Source organism: Arenicella chitinivorans (genome assembly GCF_014651515.1).
In the GTDB taxonomy this organism is placed as follows: domain Bacteria; phylum Pseudomonadota; class Gammaproteobacteria; order Arenicellales; family Arenicellaceae; genus Arenicella; species Arenicella chitinivorans.
The window spans coordinates 203,038-221,352 of sequence record NZ_BMXA01000002.1; the positions used below are offsets into that span (position 1 = coordinate 203,038).

Annotated in this window: 16 protein-coding genes; 10 read left to right on the forward strand and 6 right to left on the reverse strand. The window is 52.3% G+C overall.

Going from position 1 to position 18,315, the window contains the following annotated elements:
• Nucleotides 1–5: 5 nt before the first annotated feature.
• From IE055_RS06120 to IE055_RS06130, 3 genes are all read right to left on the reverse strand, one after another.
• Complete coding sequence (locus IE055_RS06120; protein WP_189399141.1) at nucleotides 6–863, reverse strand: class I SAM-dependent methyltransferase; 858 nt, start codon at nucleotides 861–863, stop codon at nucleotides 6–8.
• 151 nt (nucleotides 864–1,014) lie between these two features.
• A complete protein-coding gene (locus IE055_RS06125; protein ID WP_189399142.1) occupies nucleotides 1,015–1,980 on the reverse strand; it encodes a hypothetical protein in 966 nt (321 codons plus the stop codon).
• Entirely contained in the window at nucleotides 1,977–3,050 is a 1,074-nt protein-coding gene (locus IE055_RS06130) for a hypothetical protein (RefSeq protein ID WP_189399143.1), read from the reverse strand. The genes IE055_RS06125 and IE055_RS06130 overlap by 4 nt, the downstream gene beginning before the upstream one ends.
• Before the next feature lie 167 nt (nucleotides 3,051–3,217).
• On the opposite strand from IE055_RS06130, the gene IE055_RS06135 reads away from it, so the two are divergent.
• The 10 genes from IE055_RS06135 (at nucleotide 3,218) to IE055_RS06180 (ending at nucleotide 15,030) form a co-directional block, all read left to right on the forward strand.
• A complete protein-coding gene (locus tag IE055_RS06135; RefSeq protein ID WP_189399144.1) occupies nucleotides 3,218–4,486 on the forward strand; it encodes a spinster family MFS transporter in 1,269 nt (422 codons plus the stop codon).
• Nucleotides 4,487–4,541: 55 nt separating this feature from the next.
• Nucleotides 4,542–7,211, forward strand: a complete 2,670-nt coding sequence (locus IE055_RS06140; RefSeq protein WP_189399145.1) for a PQQ-dependent sugar dehydrogenase — start codon at nucleotides 4,542–4,544, stop codon at nucleotides 7,209–7,211.
• A 46-nt stretch (nucleotides 7,212–7,257) separates the two neighbouring features.
• The gene (locus IE055_RS06145; protein WP_189399146.1) at nucleotides 7,258–7,875 is read left to right on the forward strand and encodes a glutathione S-transferase family protein; all 618 of its coding nucleotides are present in this window, start codon (nucleotides 7,258–7,260) and stop codon (nucleotides 7,873–7,875) included.
• Nucleotides 7,876–7,886: 11 nt separating this feature from the next.
• Nucleotides 7,887–8,750 (forward strand): dienelactone hydrolase family protein, encoded by an 864-nt coding sequence (locus IE055_RS06150; RefSeq protein WP_189399147.1) that lies wholly within the window; start codon nucleotides 7,887–7,889, stop codon nucleotides 8,748–8,750.
• Nucleotides 8,751–9,293, forward strand: coding sequence for a GNAT family N-acetyltransferase (locus IE055_RS06155; RefSeq protein WP_229794170.1), 543 nt, complete (start codon nucleotides 8,751–8,753; stop codon nucleotides 9,291–9,293). It begins immediately after the preceding gene.
• A 117-nt stretch (nucleotides 9,294–9,410) separates the two neighbouring features.
• Nucleotides 9,411–9,899, forward strand: a complete 489-nt coding sequence (locus tag IE055_RS06160; RefSeq protein WP_189399149.1) for a hypothetical protein — start codon at nucleotides 9,411–9,413, stop codon at nucleotides 9,897–9,899.
• A 13-nt stretch (nucleotides 9,900–9,912) separates the two neighbouring features.
• Nucleotides 9,913–10,290 (forward strand): DoxX-like family protein, encoded by a 378-nt coding sequence (locus IE055_RS06165; protein WP_189399150.1) that lies wholly within the window; start codon nucleotides 9,913–9,915, stop codon nucleotides 10,288–10,290.
• 473 nt (nucleotides 10,291–10,763) lie between these two features.
• On the forward strand, nucleotides 10,764–12,350 hold the full coding sequence (locus tag IE055_RS06170; RefSeq protein ID WP_189399151.1) for a lytic polysaccharide monooxygenase: 1,587 nt from the start codon (nucleotides 10,764–10,766) through the stop codon (nucleotides 12,348–12,350).
• A 234-nt stretch (nucleotides 12,351–12,584) separates the two neighbouring features.
• Nucleotides 12,585–13,991: a hypothetical protein gene (locus IE055_RS06175; RefSeq protein ID WP_189399152.1), complete on the forward strand. Its 1,407-nt coding sequence runs from the start codon at nucleotides 12,585–12,587 to the stop codon at nucleotides 13,989–13,991.
• A gap of 7 nt (nucleotides 13,992–13,998) precedes the next feature.
• Nucleotides 13,999–15,030 (forward strand): GNAT family N-acetyltransferase, encoded by a 1,032-nt coding sequence (locus IE055_RS06180; RefSeq protein ID WP_189399153.1) that lies wholly within the window; start codon nucleotides 13,999–14,001, stop codon nucleotides 15,028–15,030.
• Here IE055_RS06180 and IE055_RS06185 read toward each other — a convergent pair.
• The 3 genes from IE055_RS06185 to IE055_RS06195 are packed head-to-tail and all read right to left on the reverse strand — an operon-like array spanning nucleotide 15,003 to nucleotide 18,267.
• Nucleotides 15,003–16,235, reverse strand: a complete 1,233-nt coding sequence (locus tag IE055_RS06185) for an ATP-grasp domain-containing protein (protein WP_189399154.1) — start codon at nucleotides 16,233–16,235, stop codon at nucleotides 15,003–15,005. The genes IE055_RS06180 and IE055_RS06185 overlap by 28 nt on opposite strands.
• Nucleotides 16,232–17,392, reverse strand: coding sequence for a glycosyltransferase family 4 protein (locus IE055_RS06190; RefSeq protein ID WP_189399155.1), 1,161 nt, complete (start codon nucleotides 17,390–17,392; stop codon nucleotides 16,232–16,234). Before IE055_RS06190 ends, IE055_RS06185 begins: the two co-directional genes overlap by 4 nt.
• Nucleotides 17,389–18,267 (reverse strand): glucosamine inositolphosphorylceramide transferase family protein, encoded by an 879-nt coding sequence (locus IE055_RS06195; RefSeq protein WP_189399156.1) that lies wholly within the window; start codon nucleotides 18,265–18,267, stop codon nucleotides 17,389–17,391. The genes IE055_RS06190 and IE055_RS06195 overlap by 4 nt, the downstream gene beginning before the upstream one ends.
• Nucleotides 18,268–18,315 lie beyond the last annotated feature (48 nt).

The following is an 18,315-nucleotide window of genomic DNA, read 5'->3' on the forward strand; positions in this document are numbered from 1 at the left end:
GACCGTTACTTAGCTGGCTTCTTAAACAACAACGTCATGCGGTTTGACTCGCCGATGGCTTGCATCTCGGCACGTTTCTCCGCATCGTCTTTAGAACCACTTAAGCTTGGTGGTAGGCGCCATACGATGTCGCCTTCACCGGCGGTGTCTTTGGGGTTTTCATTGATGGTCGACTCGGCGACGAACTCGAAGCCGACGCTTGCCATTTTGGCTTTGATGTAACTCTTTTTCAGGTACCCTGCATCGCCGTTAGCCCAGGTGTCTGGGCGGTCTTCGCGTGCTTCATGTTGTACGATACCAACAATGCCGCCCGGCTTGAGTGCCGTGTACGCGTCTTGCATCGCACCGCTCATAAAACCGCCTTTATCCTCGAAGCGTGCCATATTGTGCAAAGCACGGATAAATAGAACGGCGTCGGCAGACCCGTGCATGGTTTCAGGTAAAGCACCAAATTGGAAGGCGGCCAGTGAAGCACTGTCGTCATCTCGCCAAGCCTGTGCATCGGCTACCCAGTCGGTAACCCAGGTTTTCTTTTTCTCAATCATCTCCGGTTTAGCCCAGGAGAAATTAGGCCACAACGCCTGTTGGTAATCTGCGCCGACCAGCGTACCTTCAGGGCCAAGCACTGGTAGCAATATCTTGCTATACCAACCGCCACCAGGCAGTGCCTCAACCACAGTCATGCCCGGCTTAATGCCGAAAAACTGGATTGTCTCAGACGGATGACGATATTCGTAGCGCGCTTTTACTTCATCCGGTTGCGCATTGAGAATAGATTGTAGGTTGCTCTCGCCAGCAAAGCTCGGCGTTGCCAGACCGACGGCACACAGGGTCATCAGGCTTTTAAGTAAACGGTGTTTCATTTTTCCTCCAAAGGGTAAACGTACATGTTCTTTAACGATGCTTGATACAGTAAAGATGTCGAGCGAGCGGTTAGCACAACATCGCGATGCGACTCTGCGGTCGATACTAGCCTATTTTTCTGGTACCGAGTGTGAATCGTCATCGGATTAATTATCGGAACAGCCAATAGGCCAGTTGAAAACTCAAGGATACCACCACATCGTTGTCGTCGCCGCGCGCAATGGTCGCTGACCATTGTGGGCTGGCGTGATAGCTCAGACCGTAAGCAACATCGCTGCCATCCCACACCATGCTGGCCGCAATACCACGTCCAGGTGTAGCAGATACTCTGTCGGAGAACTGATACTTCCACCAGTAGACCCCTAAGAGATCGACATTGAGGGTTGGTTGGATTCGATGGTCTGCTTCAGATAAATAGCTTAGCCCGATCGCTGGTCTTAACGTCATGATTTTGTATGCGGGCGGCGTGGAAAACCCGCTGGCTTTCGGTTGATATATGAGCGAATTGAGCAATACTTCGTGTGGCCACAATTTAATCGTTTGATCTTTGTATGCACGCCACTGCTGGTCAAGTTTGGTTTGATACGTCAGGCTGTCTGCCACATCCTTTTGGTTTAAGGTGGAGGCAATTCCGCGTAATTGGCCACTGAGTTGCCATAAGTGTTGCGAGAGGGCACTGGCTTGGCCGCAAGTTGTGTTTGGTTCGTCTGTGCAATGTCTGGCGAGCAGTTGATACAGATCAATCGAAAGTACCGCATTCTGGGTACTGGGCAGCTGCACAAAGCCGGTTCCGGCATCGCGAGTAACGGCGCGATTAATCTGTTCGATCAAGTCGCGTTTGTCACGGGTGCTGAGGTCTGGGCGTTGACTGGTTTCGAACCAACTTTGAATATCAGGAAGTGCGGACTCGAGCCCCGCATACAGAGATTGCTTATTGTTCAACACACAGGTGATCTCGGCTTGATTCAGAGGCTTGGATTGAGTGTTCGACAACTGCAGCACAGTGTCGCTGAGTAATGCTTCGGCCCGGTGCAAGTCGAGTGCGGCGGCGCCGGTGTCGCACGCGTAGAGCGGACTCGACCAGGCCAACACTACCAGCAATAAGAGGCGGTTCATGCGATTACCTCATGCTCATGCTGTGGAACGTGGCCATGTTGAATGGAGACATCGCCGAATTTGAGAATCAGGTTGATGTAGGTTTGCCAAGAATCATCATGGTTCCGTTGTGAATGGTCGATTAGGTCAGACAAGGCGGTACGCAGTCCGGGTTGGACCTCTGGGCCGAGTAGCGGAAACCCGTCGCGCCGCTGTTGCCGATTGTTCAGTCGGCGGCCAAAGCCACACAGGTCGAAGATCTCATCGGTGATTTCAGGGTGTAGCATGTAGTGGCATAGGCCGTGGACGTTCGTCTCATGCACGTGTTCCAGCAGGATGTCTTTGTATACTGGTCGCCCCAGATGTTGCTGGTCGCGCAAGCCTTCAGGCCAGTGATTAAGCCGAGTTGGTACCATGCGCGCAATGGGATCAAAACAATTTGTGACGGTGCGAAGATAGTCAAAGGTGTGGTGCGGGAATACATCTTTGGGCGGAAAGGCATCGCGGTGCCAAGGCAGGCTGAAAAGATCTGTCACGTCAGAAATCTGCAGTAAGAACTTAAGACGGTAGCCTTGCTGATAGAAGTTGCTTTCATGTGCTTGGGCGGTTCGGATATTCTGTAGGGTGTCATTGATGACGCGCGTACCCAGCGAATGTGCAATGACGCCAAACTGGTGTGATGTGTTGCCTTGGGCGATTCGTTCATAGAGTTGCTTGGCCACAAGCGCATTGACCTGCTCGCGTACGATCGACATTTTATACAACACCACATCGACCAGATACGCCCAGAGAAAATGTCGTTCCGTTATCTGATACTGTGTCAGTGTATCCGCTAAGGCCTGCTTGTCCGCGGTGGGCAATGGTAGCGTGTCGCGCAGGACTGCGGTGCCCAGATCGGCGAAATCATCAAGATAATCTTCAAAAGCGTGATCGTAACAGATGGGCACCACATCGATGTGCTGCTCCATCGGTGTGTCCAGGTTGATACTGGAACGCCAGGCCTGACGCAGCAAGTCGATGGCCTGATCTGCCCAGCTTGGGTCGCGATGGACGCCAATACCGTGTATTAAAAAAACGGTGAACTTTGACATTGTGTTTGCAAATCTAGCTATATTTTTGCACAGTGTACATTCTGCGAACAAAGCAGTCACTCGTTCGGTAACCCCCTTGCCCCCCAGGTTAGCGCCTCTCCGAATGGTCGTGACAGATAAAAAATATAACAACACGTACTTCCACATCCAAAGGAGATGATTGACCAATGAATAAATATGAGAGTCCGAAGTATCGGTCGTATGTATTGGTGGTGCTCACGTTAGTGTACGCCGTCAACTTTATCGACCGCCAATTGCTCACCATTTTACAGGAGTCTATCAAGGTTGAACTCGACCTCTCTGATTTACAACTGGGGTTATTAACGGGTCTGGCATTTGCGATTTTTTATGTACTGGCGGGAATCCCGATCGCGCGTTTAGCTGAACGTTCGAACCGACGTAACATCATTGCCGCCTCTATTGGGATTTGGAGTGTGATGACCGCGATCAGCGGGTTCGTTGTGAACTACACGCAGCTGGTGCTGGCGCGGATTGGTGTGGGTGTCGGCGAGGCAGGGTGCAGCCCGCCAGCGCATTCGATGATTTCGGATATGTATCCGCCGGAGAAACGTGCATCAGCGTTGTCGTTTTATTCCGCGGGTATCAATATCGGGATTATGTTTGGCATATTGTTCGGTGGCATCATCAATGAGTACTTCGGTTGGCGCGTTGCTTTTATGGTGGTCGGCTTGCCTGGTGTGGCGATTGCGTTGCTGGTGTGGTGGACCGTGCAAGAGCCAATACGCGGTTGGTCTGAAAAGAATACCGTGGAACAACAGCCTGCCAGCTTCAATCGCGTCTTGTCGTTTATCTTGGCGCGAAAATACCTGATTCATGTCAGTATCGCCGCTGGATTAAGTGCATTTGCCGGCTACAGTATCACCAACTGGGCGCCCCCATTTTTTATACGCAGCTTTGGTATGGGCACGGCAGAGCTGGGTTGGTGGCTGGCAGTGAGTGTTGGTCTGTTTGGCGCAGTCGGCACATTCTTGTGGGGTGTTATGTGCGATCGCTTTGGTAAGCGTGATAAGCGCTGGTACACCTGGTTGCCGGCAATGGCGATTTTCCTCGCTATTATTCCTATCGTGATCGTGTTCAGTACTGAAAATCGAACGGTTGCATTAATTGCAAACCTGTTCCCGGCCTTCTTTCTGACAGGCTATCTCGGTGCCTCGCTGGCGATTTTTCATGGCGCGGTGGAGCCGCGGATGCGCGCAACCTCATCTGCCTTGTTCTTTTTAGTACTCAACATTATCGGTCTTGGGTGTGGTCCCACCATGGTCGGCTTCGTGAGTGACTTACTCCAACCGACTATGGGCGCAGAGTCACTGCGTTACGCAGTACTGTACGTGGTGCCTGTGGTGTGTGTGTGGGCGGCGATTCATTTTATGCTGGCTGCTCGCGATATGGCGAAGTACGAGTCGGAATCGGCTTGAGCCCCATTCGCGACTAGCCTATGATGGATTGAGGTAGGGAATATGGAGAACTACTATGTGCCTATCTCAATCTGGTTTGCTCAATTGGCTCGCGTCACGGTACTGCGAACGCACCCTTGGGCGAGCCGCTAAGACGCTATTAATCCTGCTGCTCAGCACCAGCGGATCAGCCTTTGCCTTTACCTTACCGGCCAACTTTTCCGACCAAACAGTAATAGAAAACTTGCAAGACCCAGATGGTTTTGCTTTTTCGCCCGATGGCCGCCTTTTCATCAGCGAACGGATTACTGGCCGACTGCGGGTTGCCAAGTACAACGCCACTAACGACACTTGGACGCTCAACAGCGAGCCATTCTACAATTTCAACACGCCACGTGGTACCAACGGACAACCGGAGGCGCGCCGCTCAGGTGGATTGCGCGATATTGCATTTGATCCCAACTTCGCTAGCAATGGGTTTGTCTATGCGTTTTACATGGCTGATAGCAGTCTGCATAATCGAGTCGTGCGAATTCAGGCCAGTGCAGAGAATCCCGACCTTGCATTAGCAGGTGAAGTTTTGTTGTTGGATTTGCCGTTCAATGACACCGCGTCCTCTGGTAGTCACAACGGTGGTGCGCTTGAGTTTGGTAGTGATGGCGCTCTGTACATCACGACTGGGGATGGTTGGGAAGGCGAATTCGCAGGTGACCCGGTCCAGAGCTTGACGACTTTTACCGGTAAGGTATTGCGCATCAACCACGATGGCAGTGTACCTAACGACAACCCTTTTTACAGTCAAACAACCGGCGATTATCGCGCGATCTACGCGCTAGGTTTGCGTAATCCTTACAGCATCTCGCGCCATCCAGATACAGGTGTCTTGTATCTCAATGAAGCGCGGGGCAGCAATAAAGACCGGGTCTATGAATTAGTGGCAGGCGCAAATTATCAGCATGAGGGCTCGGGTATCGGAACCGCAATGGCACCGTGGGCTACTGCCGCCGATGCTGGCGGTGAGTTGATCACTGGCGGTGCGTGGATGCCAGAAGCCGGTTTGGGTGGTTTTCCAGCAGAATACCATGGTCGCTACTTCGCCGTGCTTTGGGGCGGAAACAATACGCCAACTGGGCGCATTAACACCATCTTATCTAATACCGATCCGACGGTAACCACCTTCGCTACCGGGTTGGGCGTCAGCGGCAGTAATGGGATTGCAGTGAAACCGGTTATTGGGCGCTTTCATTCGAGTGGAGATCTGTACTATATGCTCACAACTTATGCGACCAGCAGTGGCCAAATTCGGCGTGTTCAGTACACCGCACTCGAAACCGTTGCTAGCCCAGTGATTTTACCCAATGGGGCGGTGTCACTTGATCCAGTGTCGGTTTCCATGAGTACGCCGACTACTGATGCCGAGATCCGGTATACCTTGGACAACACCGCACCAACACCGGCATCCACACTGTATACAGCGCCCTTTGAGCTTACTGAAAGCCAAGTTGTCCGGGCGCGAGCGTACAAAGCTAACTTGAATAATAGTAGTGAGGTGTCTGCCGTATTTGTGATCGGTGATAGCAGCGAAAATCAGCCACCGAACGTGAACGCGGGTCCCAATAAGGTCGGGTATCTCGGGCAAACGATCAACCTGGATGGGAGTGCGTCGTTTGATCCGGATGGGAATGACGATTTTCTTACCGGCGAACAGTGGACACAACTGGCCGGCCCATCGGTCCTGATTCAGGATGCGACCGAAGAGATCGCCTACTTTACGCCGACTGAGTACGGCGTCTACCGGTTTCGCTTAGAAATTAGCGACGGCGTGGATAGTGGCGTAGACGAAGTGCGCATTGCGATCATTCGTCCCGGACGAGTAAACAGCGGTGTCCAAGTGCTATACACCTTCCAAGATGGAGAGGGTTCTGTCACCGTGGCTGACGTGTCGAGTACCGGTGTGCCACTCGATTTAACGGTTGAAAATCCGGCCACTGTGGCGTGGCTGCCTGGCGGGGGATTGGATCTCGTATCAGCCAGTGTCTTGCGGAACACTGATCCCAGCCGACTGGTGAATTCATGCAAAGCCAGCGATGAGCTGACCGTGGAAGCTTGGACCCGGACCGACAACCTAGCCCAGTCTGGACCTGGACCAGTGCGGATGATTTCGCTTTCTGGCAGCACCACGACACGAAATTTTACTTTCGGTCAGGATACTGACGTCTATGAAATGCGGCTGCGGACGACCGCGACCGATGCAAATGGCACGCCATCGGTAGAAACGCCTGCTTCGACAGTTACTTCGAATTTAAATCATACGGTGTATACCCGCAGTGTCGATGGCGCTGCCTCGATCTATGTGAATGGCGTGCCGCGAGTCGTGGCTTCCGTGCTCGGCGAGTTCGATAATTGGGATACCGGTTTTGATTTGATTTTGGGAAATGAAGCTAGTGGCGATCGCCCTTGGCTGGGTGAGTTTTACTTAGTTGCAATTTATTGCGCCGCACTGAACCGGGCGCAAATCACGCAAAATCAAGCCGCTGGACTTGCACCGTTCGCAACGCCATCCGATGTTGATCGGGACGGTATACTCGATATCATTGATAATTGCCCTGCCGTACCAAATCCGAGTCAGGCAGACAGTGACAAAGATGATATGGGCGATCTGTGTGACACTACCGCTCAAATCCACACAGCAAGTTGTTTTGTCATCCCCGTAAATAGCGGTAAGCTTGTGACGATCTGTTTATAACTAGAAATTGCCGACCCCTACACCACGCAACTTATGGAGACCCAGCATGAGTCAACTGATTTTTTACACTAACCCAATGTCTCGCGGGCAGATTGTTCGCTGGGCGTTACAAGAAGTCGGAGTTGAATACGAGCAGGTACTGGTCAACTATGGGGCAGATATGAAGTCAGACGAGTATCGAACCATTAATCCAATGGGCAAGGTGCCGGCGATTAAACATGATAGTCACGTGGTTACCGAGTGCGCGGCTATTTGCACATACCTTGCAGATATGTTTCCGGATGCGAAATTGGCACCGGACACCCGTGCTCGCGCCGACTATTATCGCTGGTTGTTTTTTGCGGCGGGCCCGTTAGAAGCTGCGATCATCAATAAAAACTTGGGGTTCGATGTGAAACAGGACCAGCAAGTGATGGCGGGCTACGGTAATTACGATTTAGTGGTCGATGTACTCGATCAGTTCTTAACTTCGCGTGAGTACGTGTGCGGGGAGCAGTTTACGATGGCGGACGTGTATCTTGGTGCCCAAGTCGACTGGGGCGTGATGTTTAAGACGTTGCCCGAAAAGGCCAGTTTTGTGGCCTATGCTGAACGGTTACGCGCTCGAGAGGCTTACCAGCAGGCAAAACGTATCGACGCTGAACTCACGCCCAAAGAATCCTAAGTGAGACTGCTGTGAGTTGGCTAAAACGTATTTTTTTATTTATCAGCTCTGCGGTACTGGCTGCAGGTTTGTACTTTGCCAGTGTGCTGAATGGCTGGCTCGTGCCTGCCGCCACACCAAGCGCTATTAGTGCGCTTATTACGCCGCACTTGACTGTTTATCGTCCAGACGGCGACGGGCCGTTTAAAACAATTCTGATGTTCCATGGCTGTGGCAAAGACCCGGAACAACAACAATACTGGGGGGAGACATTTCAGAATATGGGGTATGCCGCGGTTTATGTGGACAGCTATGCCGGGCGTGGAATCTCACCCGAACGGGCCCAGGCAAAGGTGTGTCGTGGCAGAGAGTTGCTGGGTGCGCAGCGTGCGGGTGACGTGCTTGCGGCGATCACCTGGGCCAATCAGCAAACTTGGACCGCAAAACAAGATATCGTACTGATGGGTTGGTCACACGGTGCATGGAGCATAATGGACGCGTATGCGTTTGACCAGAAAGGTGAGCTGCCGCACGGCGTATCGGCCGAGTTTACTGCGGACCTAGCCAGTATCCGTCAGGTGGTTTTGTTTTACCCATATTGTGGCGTGGCGTCACAGACAGATAAGTCCGGCTGGCAACACAAGCCGATCGTGTTAGCGATTGATGTGGCTAACGATTCGGTGGTTGATTCGAGCTTATGTGGGCAATCCTATGACTGGATTTCGAAGTCGGGTGTTGGCGTTCAACATCACGTGCTAGAGGGTGTTGGTCATGCCTTTGACGTGGATGCGGTTAGCCAGCGAGAAAACAGAACGTACCGCACACCGAAGGCGCAAGCGCTGGCAGCAGTCGATAAAGTAAAGCGTCTTTTGCAGAGTTTCTTTGACCGCACTTGAGTGAGTGTTGACAATCACGATATTGCCATGCAGTTTGAAGCGCTTTCGCAAGAACACGTAGCGCTCTTGTTGCAATTCGAATCCCAGAACCGGGATTACTTTGAGCAGTTTATTGCGCCGAGGCCAGCGGGCTTCTACACAGAGGCTGGGGTTCAGGCGCACATCCAGTCAGCACTTGCACAGTCTGGTGAGCGCGGACGCCAATTCTATGTCGCCATAAAAGAACACCACATCATCGCGCGTGCGAACCTTAAACGCATCGTCGATGATCACTATGCGGAGATTGGTTATCGCGTTTCTGAGCGTGCTGCTGGCAGTGGCGTGGCCTCAGCGTGCGTTGCTTTTTTGGTCGAAACGGCACGTAATTCAGGATTGCAAACATTGTCGGCTATTGTGATGTCGAACAATCGCGCGTCGGAACGGGTTTTACGTAAGAATCAATTTGACTGGGTGCAGAGCCAGCCAAACGCCCATATGCATCGTGGTGATGCGCTTCATGGGTTTGTGTATCAGCGTCGTTTGCTCGATGCTGACAGCGGATAACTTCTCACCTAGTCATCCAGTACCAATAAAGTCGTTAGTATGCGAAGCTTGCATCTCGGACTTACGCTGGATCGCGGTGTGAATCCTTGTGTCCCGACTCAAAACAGGTGTAATAACATGTATCGATTTTCCGAATCAGCACGCAGTAAGGGGGGCAAGATTGGGTTCATCGGTTTGGTGATCGTGGCTATTTGTATCTCTTTTTTGATCTTAATTTGGCATGTGCCCGCGAAAGGACCGGTAGAAGTGCTCTATTTGGTACTGTTGGTGATCGCTCTGCTACCGGGGTTGCTGATGCTTTTCACCGGCGTGTTACAGATTGTTCGTGGCGGTGAATTTGATGTGCAAGTCACGAACGTGCAATTGCAATGGATGGTTCCGGATTATCTCGGTGAGTGTTTCACTTTGGCCATAGACGAGATAGATCACGTCGAGAAACGAACGCGAATCAAGAGAAGTGGTAAAGTTAAGTCGTCGTACTGTGTTGTTTGCTCAGACGGCACGCGCTATCGCCTTGGTAGGCAAAGCGGCGTGCCGATAGATGCGGTAGTCGGTGCGCTGGTTCAAGTCGGAATTCAGGTGCGCGATGTGAACCAGTCGACGTGACGGTGTGGCGATCATGCAGCAGATAGCTTTCGACTCCGTTCAAATCGCCCGCTTCATACTCGGTGGCAGTTGGATTTACCATGGGCTGGCCCCTAAGTTAATTACCGTTGCTCCGATTGAACGCGCCATGACGGCAACCTTGGGGCTTGATCCAGACACCTCATTACTCATAACTCGCTTAGCCGGTGTCGGCGAAGTGGTCTTCGGTATCTTGCTAATTATTTTTTATCGGCAAGTGACGCTGATCGCGCTGAATATTGCGATGTTGGTGGCCTTACTGATATTTGTTGCGGTGCAAATTCCGGCGGTATTGTTTGATGCATTCAACCCCGTAACCACAAATCTAGCATTGATCGGATTGAGTTGCGTATTACTGCAAGCGCGCAACTAAGCACAGTTATCGTCTGTGGATAGGCTCTGTTCCAATATGGTACCGGTGGCACAGTTGCTTTTAGGTGGATCATTGTCTAGTATTTGACTCGGGGGGACGATGACTTAGGCAGATGCTGTACTGCCAGTAACGTCTCTTAGCCGAGATGTCTATGCTCAACCGCATAGACATGCACCCTGGCAGACATGTTTTTTTTCGCGGTCGTGCTTCCCCCAATCTCAGTTGACCATTCGCATTGAGCCCGAGTGCGCCACCCTAACTCTGGTGGAATTTCATTCACACTACATGCTCACGGCGGAGAGTCTTTCGAGATGTAAACGATTACTTTTTTGATGGGTTCCCGCCGACAGCCTAAAAGAGGGGCTGATGCGAATGCGTTTGTTGCTGCCGGTGGCAATGCTTGCAAGACGGTTATCGTTGTTGAACCCGCATTCGCGGGACTACTAAATAATCCACCTACATGGAGAAAATCAATGAAGCATCAAACAGTCAAACGCACAGCGATAGTCAATCTTATTGCTGCCTCTTCACTGATGGCTTTTAGCACGGCTTCCTACGGCCATGGTCTGATGGTCGAGCCGCCATCGCGAAATGCCACCTGTGGTATGCCGACTGATCAGCGCCCAGATAATGCCACCAACCCGGTGTGTGTCGACGCTTTCGCTCAGGATCAAAATGGCGGGTATCAATTTATGAGTGTATTAACTCATGATGTCGGCCGACAAGGCGTGACCCCACTGCCTGGAAACGTATGCGGTTTCGATAGCGAAACCTGGGACAATTACAATAATGGCAATACCACACCGTGGGATTTACCGCTAAATTGGCCAACCACACCCGTAAGTGCCGGTAATTTTGACATTGTGTGGGATATTTCTTGGGGACCACACTTTGATGATACCGAAGAGTTTGTTTACTACATTACCAAGCCTGGTTTTCAATATCAGGTTGGCGTACCACTGACGTGGGATGATTTTGAAGCAACGCCATTCTGTAAAGAACTGTATGACGACAGCGACCCCAATGCCAATCCAGATGTGGTTCCGGATAAAGGTGCAACTCGCTTTCGTACTTCGTGCCAGTTGCCTAACCGGTCCGGCCGACATGTGATTTACGGTGAGTGGGGACGAAATTACTATACCTTCGAGCGGTTTCATGGCTGTATCGATGTTAGCTTTAGCGGCGGCGGCACAGAAAACCAAGCGCCTACGGCGGATGCGCAGTCGGTGACTGTCGAGGAGAATAGCAGCGTCTCGATCACACTGAGTGGGTCAGACTCGGATGGCACGATTGATTCCTATGCCATCTATAGCAATCCGAATAACGGTAGTCTCACGGGTACGGGCGCGAACCTAACCTATACGCCAAACTCAGGATTTGTTGGCGCTGATGCGTTCAGTTTTACCGTGCGGGACAATGACGGTGCGCTTTCAAGCCCTGCGTCTGTCGGCATCACCGTGACCGAGTCGGATGGTGGCACCTTGAATCAGGCACCTATTGCCGATTTCACATTCGCGGCCAATGAGCTGGCGGTAAGCTTTGCCGGTGGACTATCGTCAGACCCAGATAATGGCCCGTCTGCGTTGACCTACGCCTGGGACTTTGGTGATGGTTCGAGTTCAACCGCCGCCGGACCGGTTCACACCTTCGGGGCAGCGGGCTCGTATCAAGTGACCTTGACGGTGAGTGACGGTGAATTAAGTGATGCGATCACCAAGACCGTGACGGTATCGGAAGACAGCACTGGCGGTGGTGATGTGACCTGTAGTTATAGCATTTCTAACCAGTGGAACAGCGGCTTCGTGGCTGAGATAACAATTGAAAATAACGGTACGTCGGCGATCAACGGTTGGACCGTTAACTGGAGTTATACGGATGGCTCCGCAGTCACGAGCGCGTGGAATAGCGTGTTTAGCGGAACCGGTTCGGGACCCTATAATGCGAGCAATTTGGACTGGAATGAGGTAATTCAACCTGGTCAGGCCGTGACGTTTGGCTTCCAAGGCACGCATGCCGGTTCTACATCAGTCGTGGATGTAAGCGGCGACGTTTGCCCGTAAATTGGAACCTCTGACTCGCCACCGGACATGGCGGGTCAAACCAGCAAGGCGTACCTAGTCCATTTTCATTATTTAGTGGACCGGGCACGCCTTGCTATGATTGCTGGTATGGCGTGGGATAGAAACCGCGCGGTTCGAATGCGTAGAGATACGAACAATTGCTATCAGCAGGGGAATTAAGTGACAGGGTATCGAAGTCGAATAACACGTAGTAAAACGCGAGAGCAATTGCTCATGTGGTTTGGTGTCTTAAGTGCGCTACATGTGATTGACGTGTTAGCGCAGCCCCCAGCAACATCCGCGCCCCTAGACTACCAGAGCATCGTGGTCGGGCCGAACCTTCCCCCGGACGTTTCGTTGACCCAAGAAAACCGCCAACGTGATATGGACACGTTTTCCTGGCAATCTTTTGTGGCACTGAATTGGCCGACGACGCAAGCAGGCACGCCAAATTATCAATCCATTATTGGTGCAACGCCAACCGGCGATCACGAAGTGGTTTGGGATCGCTGGAGCGCTACGGCTGATATTTTTGATCTGGCGGCAGGTGAAACACCGGTATGGGGTGAGCAGTTCGTGCCAGCGCAGTGTCGTTTGAATGCAAATTACAAACCGGGCATGAAGGTGTTGGTGAATGTGACTAAGTCCCAAGACTTCTTCGAAGAAGCGTTTAATACAGGGCCGTTAGTCGATCAGTCGGGTCACTTTACACGCTATGAAATTCGCATCAATAAACCCATGTTTGACACCGTCGTCGAAAATGCGTTGTACACCACGGCAGGACAAGAAGCTGCTTCGATAGTGAGCTTTTCATGTGGCGACAATCGCACCGGCGAAGAGGGCGCTGTGATGCTCAAAGCGGCATGGAAACCATTGTCCTCTGAGGATGACACGAGCCGTTATCATGCGGTGCCGGCAATGGTATTTACACCAGCCAGATACCGCAGTGATGGGAAGGACGCATGTGAGTTGGAGACAGTTGGGTTAGTAGGACTCCATGTAGTACACAAAACCGTGCAACAGCCACAGTGGATCTGGAGTTCGTTCGAGCACATTGATAATGTGCCGGAGTGTCGTGACCAGAACACGTTTTTTACCGCCCCGTCAGCCTTGAACACTCCAACCTGCCCGAGTCAGGTTACAGGTGAATTCAGCTATTTTTCTAACGATGGTCCGACCGCCTGTAACACTGCGCCACCTGGCAATGCTGGTGATAACAAATTTCATTTGGATCAACGCGGCGTGCCGAGTCGCCTGTGCCGTGCAAATGCCTTAGAGACTTCAGCACCGCCGGTCAACCAGGCATACCAAACTTTGCTGAAAGCGATCAATCCGGCGTCAGTTTGGCAGTACTATCAATTGATTGGCACGCAATGGAACGCGAACATTCAATCCACCTGCAGTTTGAATACCGATTATGTGGCGGAAAACACCTTGCCGCAGTACAAAATCAAAGGTTCTAGTAGCGGGCCGACGCCACTGCCGATGGCCAACTCAACAATGGAAGGCTATGAGCAGGGCAGCGCCAATTGTATAAATTGCCATGCCGGTGCGAAGCTAAAAATTAAACCAAAAGGCGAAGCAGAGGCAATTCCTTCGGACTTTGTCTGGTTTTTAAATCAAGAAATTGACACTGAATGAGCAGCCTGTGAATAGCGCGCCATTGAAGGCTGAAATCCATGCGGAGCCGACACTGCGCTTAGTTACTTCGGTGGATGAGGTCGCGTCGCTCGACGCGGTTTGGCAGGCGCTATTGGCACGCTCGGAATGTCACCCAGTGTTCAGTTCACATGCGTGGTATATGGCCGCCATTACTTGCTTTGTGGATGTCTCGCCACGCGTACTCGTGCTGAGCCAGCAAGGCGAGGTTTGTGGGATTGCACCTCTAGTTTGGGACGCTGGAACTGAACACTTACGTCTGGCCAGCGATCTGGCTGACTACCAAGACTTTATTGTGCCGGCGGATTCGCTTGATCTCGCTCGCCAATTGTTAGACACCATACTAACCTCGGGCGCGGGTATTTCGGCGTCGGAGACGCGCAGGTTGCACCTCGCCGGTTTAAGGCAAAACGCCGTGGTCACGCGTTTAATGGGCAAGGCGATTACCAGAAACCTCGCACAGCAAGAGTGTTGGTACGCGGATTTGAGTGCAGGGTACGACGCATTTTTGGCTACGCGCAGTAGCAACTTTCGGTACAATTTACGCCGTGCACAACGTCGAGCCGAACGATCAGACGTTCGCGTTGGGGAGTCACGACCGGATCAGCTTGCCCCTGAGCAGTTACCTGAACTTTTTCTAAGACTGCACTTGCAGCGCTTCCCAGACAAGCTGTTCTCACGTGCTGAACCACAAGCGTTTTGTCGGGCGCTACTACCAGGCTTGTTTACCCGCGGTTTGCTGCGTGCTTTTGTGATCAAACAGAGATCCACCACGGTGGGCTTGCATCTAACTGTGCAGGGTCGACACAGTCTGGCTATTTGGAATGGTGGATTCGACGCGTCGATTGCGACATTGTCCCCCGGGAAACTGTTATTGGACTACCAGTTTAAAACTGTGTGTCGAGAGCGCTTGATCGCGTATGACTTTTTGCGTGGTGACGAGTCGTACAAACGATCCTGGTCGACACACCATGTCAAAATCGGTGGGTTTGATTACGCCACGCTGGCGACTGGAAGATAAAGTCCATTATCTTCTAGCGCGCGAATTTGGGCTAAGTCGTTCTTTATTTGGTTGGCATCTCGGTGCGCAAGGATCAGCATGCCGATGATCTGATGTGGTTTGCGGCTGGGAGTATAGTCGATGTCCAAATGGCGCACGGATGCCAGATCGCTTAACATCGCTGCATTAACACGACTCACACGCAGTTGGCTATGTGGGCAGATCAGTAGCACGATTTCGCCATGTTGGCGTAATTTGTATGGCGTTGCCAACGTGGTCAGAAACTGCGCTGGTTGCGTGTAGGCAGCGACACACGCATCAACCTGTGAATGCCCGATGCACCAGTTGCTGAGACGCATTGCGGCCTGACCGCCGTGCAGCCGCGCGCCCATCTCCATCAATGTTGGCTTCATTGGGTGCGTTTTTTCAACCACGAGCTCGGTGTGTGCCGGGCCATAGCGGACGCCACTCGCGTCAAGTAGCCGCCCTGTGTAGCTCGCCAATACTGACTGGAGTTCGCCACTGGCTGGCAAAAGTCTTTTGCTGGTGAACGGGGCGCTGCCGAGAATATGCGCAGTTGACTTGACGTATTGCCACAGCGCGACAATTTTGTGTTGACCATCGAAACTCATGGAGTCTATCGCATATTCAGTGCCGTCAAGATACGTTTGTATCACGCAGGTTTGGTTGTTTCGCCCGAGTCGATTGGTTTGCCGGTGTAATGTGTCGAAGGTTTGTTGGAGTTCCGCAAACGAGTCGCAACACGTCACGCCCTCAGACCCCATACTGGCATCCGGTTTTAAAACCAGTGGCCAGTTTAGATCAGGCTTAAGCGTGAGTAGATCCTGCTGTTCGCTGATCGCACGTTGCCAGGGAACCGTGAGGCCAGCTTCACGAGCTGTCTTCGCCAAGACCGATTTACGGTAGCGAGCGGCTTGGTGTTCCGTTCGGTTCGCGAACACAGCGTAATGTGCGGCCAAGCGATCAGCTAATGGCACGCCGCGTTCCGAACCTGGAACAACACAGAGTAAGTGTTGATTAGCAAGCTCAACGCCCAATTGCGACAAGGCGGCTTGAAAATGGCTTTGATCGGCCGGGTCACCAGTTCGACTGGCAATTTCGATGCAGCGAATTCCCTGAGCGTTAAATGCGCCAGTGAGCAGAAGGCCTGCTTCTTCGGGAAACACAACGACCGCAAAAGGTGAATTGGTTGCGCGTGTTTTCATGCTGCAATCTCTTGAAAATAGTGTTCAAAGCGCTGCACGTCAATCTGTTTAATATAAGCGTGAGCAGCCTGATGTGACTGCCGTGAGCAGGTCTCGTACGCATTCGCGTTGCGCATCAACGACGCCAACGCCGTGGCCCAAGGTTCAATGTTTTGGCGGGGAATGTGGTGTCGTCCGTCGGCGTGTGTGGCCGGGCTAATCGGGATAAGATGGGGAACACCGAGCTTGGCATCGCGTAGGCCACCGTAATCACTGGCTAACACCGGGATACCACGCAGCATGGCTTCAACCGTTACATAACCGAACGTTTCGGCAATCAGCGAGGGCACCAGCAATACCGAGAGTTGAGTCAAAATGTGGTTGATCTCGTCCTCTGGAGCGACAACTCGGGTATTGGGCAAGGCGGAGATGCGTGCGAGATTGTCCTGTGATGCGCCCCAAGTTGGAACGGCGACAAACTCAAGCTCTGGGAAGCGTTCGGCCAATGCGAGAAATATCGATAAGCCTTTAACATCGCAAGGGTTGATGAGGCCCACCGTTTTTCGATGTGGGTCTGCAATGTTGCTAAATGAACCCGACCCGAACACCGGAAATGGAATAAATTCTGAGGCCAAGGCACCTTCCTGACGCAGGTACTCTTGGGTGTAACGGGTGGCACTGAGTCGGTGTCTACAGCGAGCATAAACGGCGGCACGGTCTGCGTCGGCATGGGTTGCCTCTGCACCAAATGGCAAATGTAAGTTGGTATGCAGAAGCAACACGGTTCGATCTGCGTTTAAGGTGAGGGCGATCTCCAACAGCTCGCCAGACTTATCGTCTGACACCAGGATTACATCCGGTGCCAGTGTGGTGTGCTGGTCAGTAATAACGCGGGCGAGGCGTCCAGATGAATGGTGCGTCTGGACGGTCTGCACCAACACCGAATTTAAGGTGTAGGCTCGAATATAAGGGTTTGTTTCGTTAAACCGGATTCCCCGATCAGAAAGCACCTCGACTTCGCTGCGCGTATCGGATATCCGTTGTGAATCGAGCGATTTTGCGATTGACACGCATTGGTGACCACGCGCCGCCAATGCTTCCAGTAGGTAACGATTGGCTTTATTGCCGCCGCCGAGCGACGGGTAGTAAACAGAGCTTTGTAATAACAGTATTTTCATGCGTCTAGATTGTCGTCGGCAAAGTAACCGTCAACGCAAGCGATCCAGTGATTTGCATCGACGCAGTGGAGATCGATATGGTGCATATTTCGCCCGTTCCAGCCGTTTCCACTGGGCGTTAAAATAGGGCTTTGTGGCACCTCTTGCTCACGGTAATTATCGGTGGTGATCTCCAGTATCTCGAACATGCGCACCTGTGTGCCGTAGCGTGGCCAGCAATCCTGCGCGAATCGAAATAAGCGGCCTTGCCAGGTTAAAACGCGACCAGCTGGACGGGCATTGTGCGCATCGTCAGATAGGAGGGGATTCATTGGGTGGGGTTTCCAGGGGCCGACTAAGTCTGAAGCGAAATACAGCGCTAGTTCATTGTGCTCGGCTGGCTTTGGGCAGGTAAACAGCCACCATGTTTGATCCACGTAAAACAGGCTTGGATCAGCATGCTGCCCCGCGACCAGGTCGGCGACCGGCTGCCAGTTGAACGGAAACGCCTGGCTCTCATACAAACGCACACAGTTCGCCCCCAGTGTTTCGGGAATCATGTAATGAATATCATTCAATTCGAAGACATAAGGGTAGGATAGGTGCCATGGTTCTGCTAATACGGTACCCAAGTATTTCCAAGCCGTGAGGTCAGTGCTCTGTGCCACACCGATCACGCCCGGTGGCGGGGGCGACCCGCTGGTAACTGCGCTCGGTTGTGTTTCAAAAAACAAATACCACTGTCCGTTCGCTCGTGTTAAAAACGGATCAGCCACAAACTCGGCTGCCACATCGGTCACCATTTCGGCGGTGATAATCGGATTGTTCGGTGCCGGTTCTAGGGACAGCGGCGTTGCGCCGCCAACTAAACCGATGGTCCATTGTTGTTGCTTCATCAAGATTGATCCGAGAAAGAAGCAAACCAGGTCAAGCCTGGTTTGCTC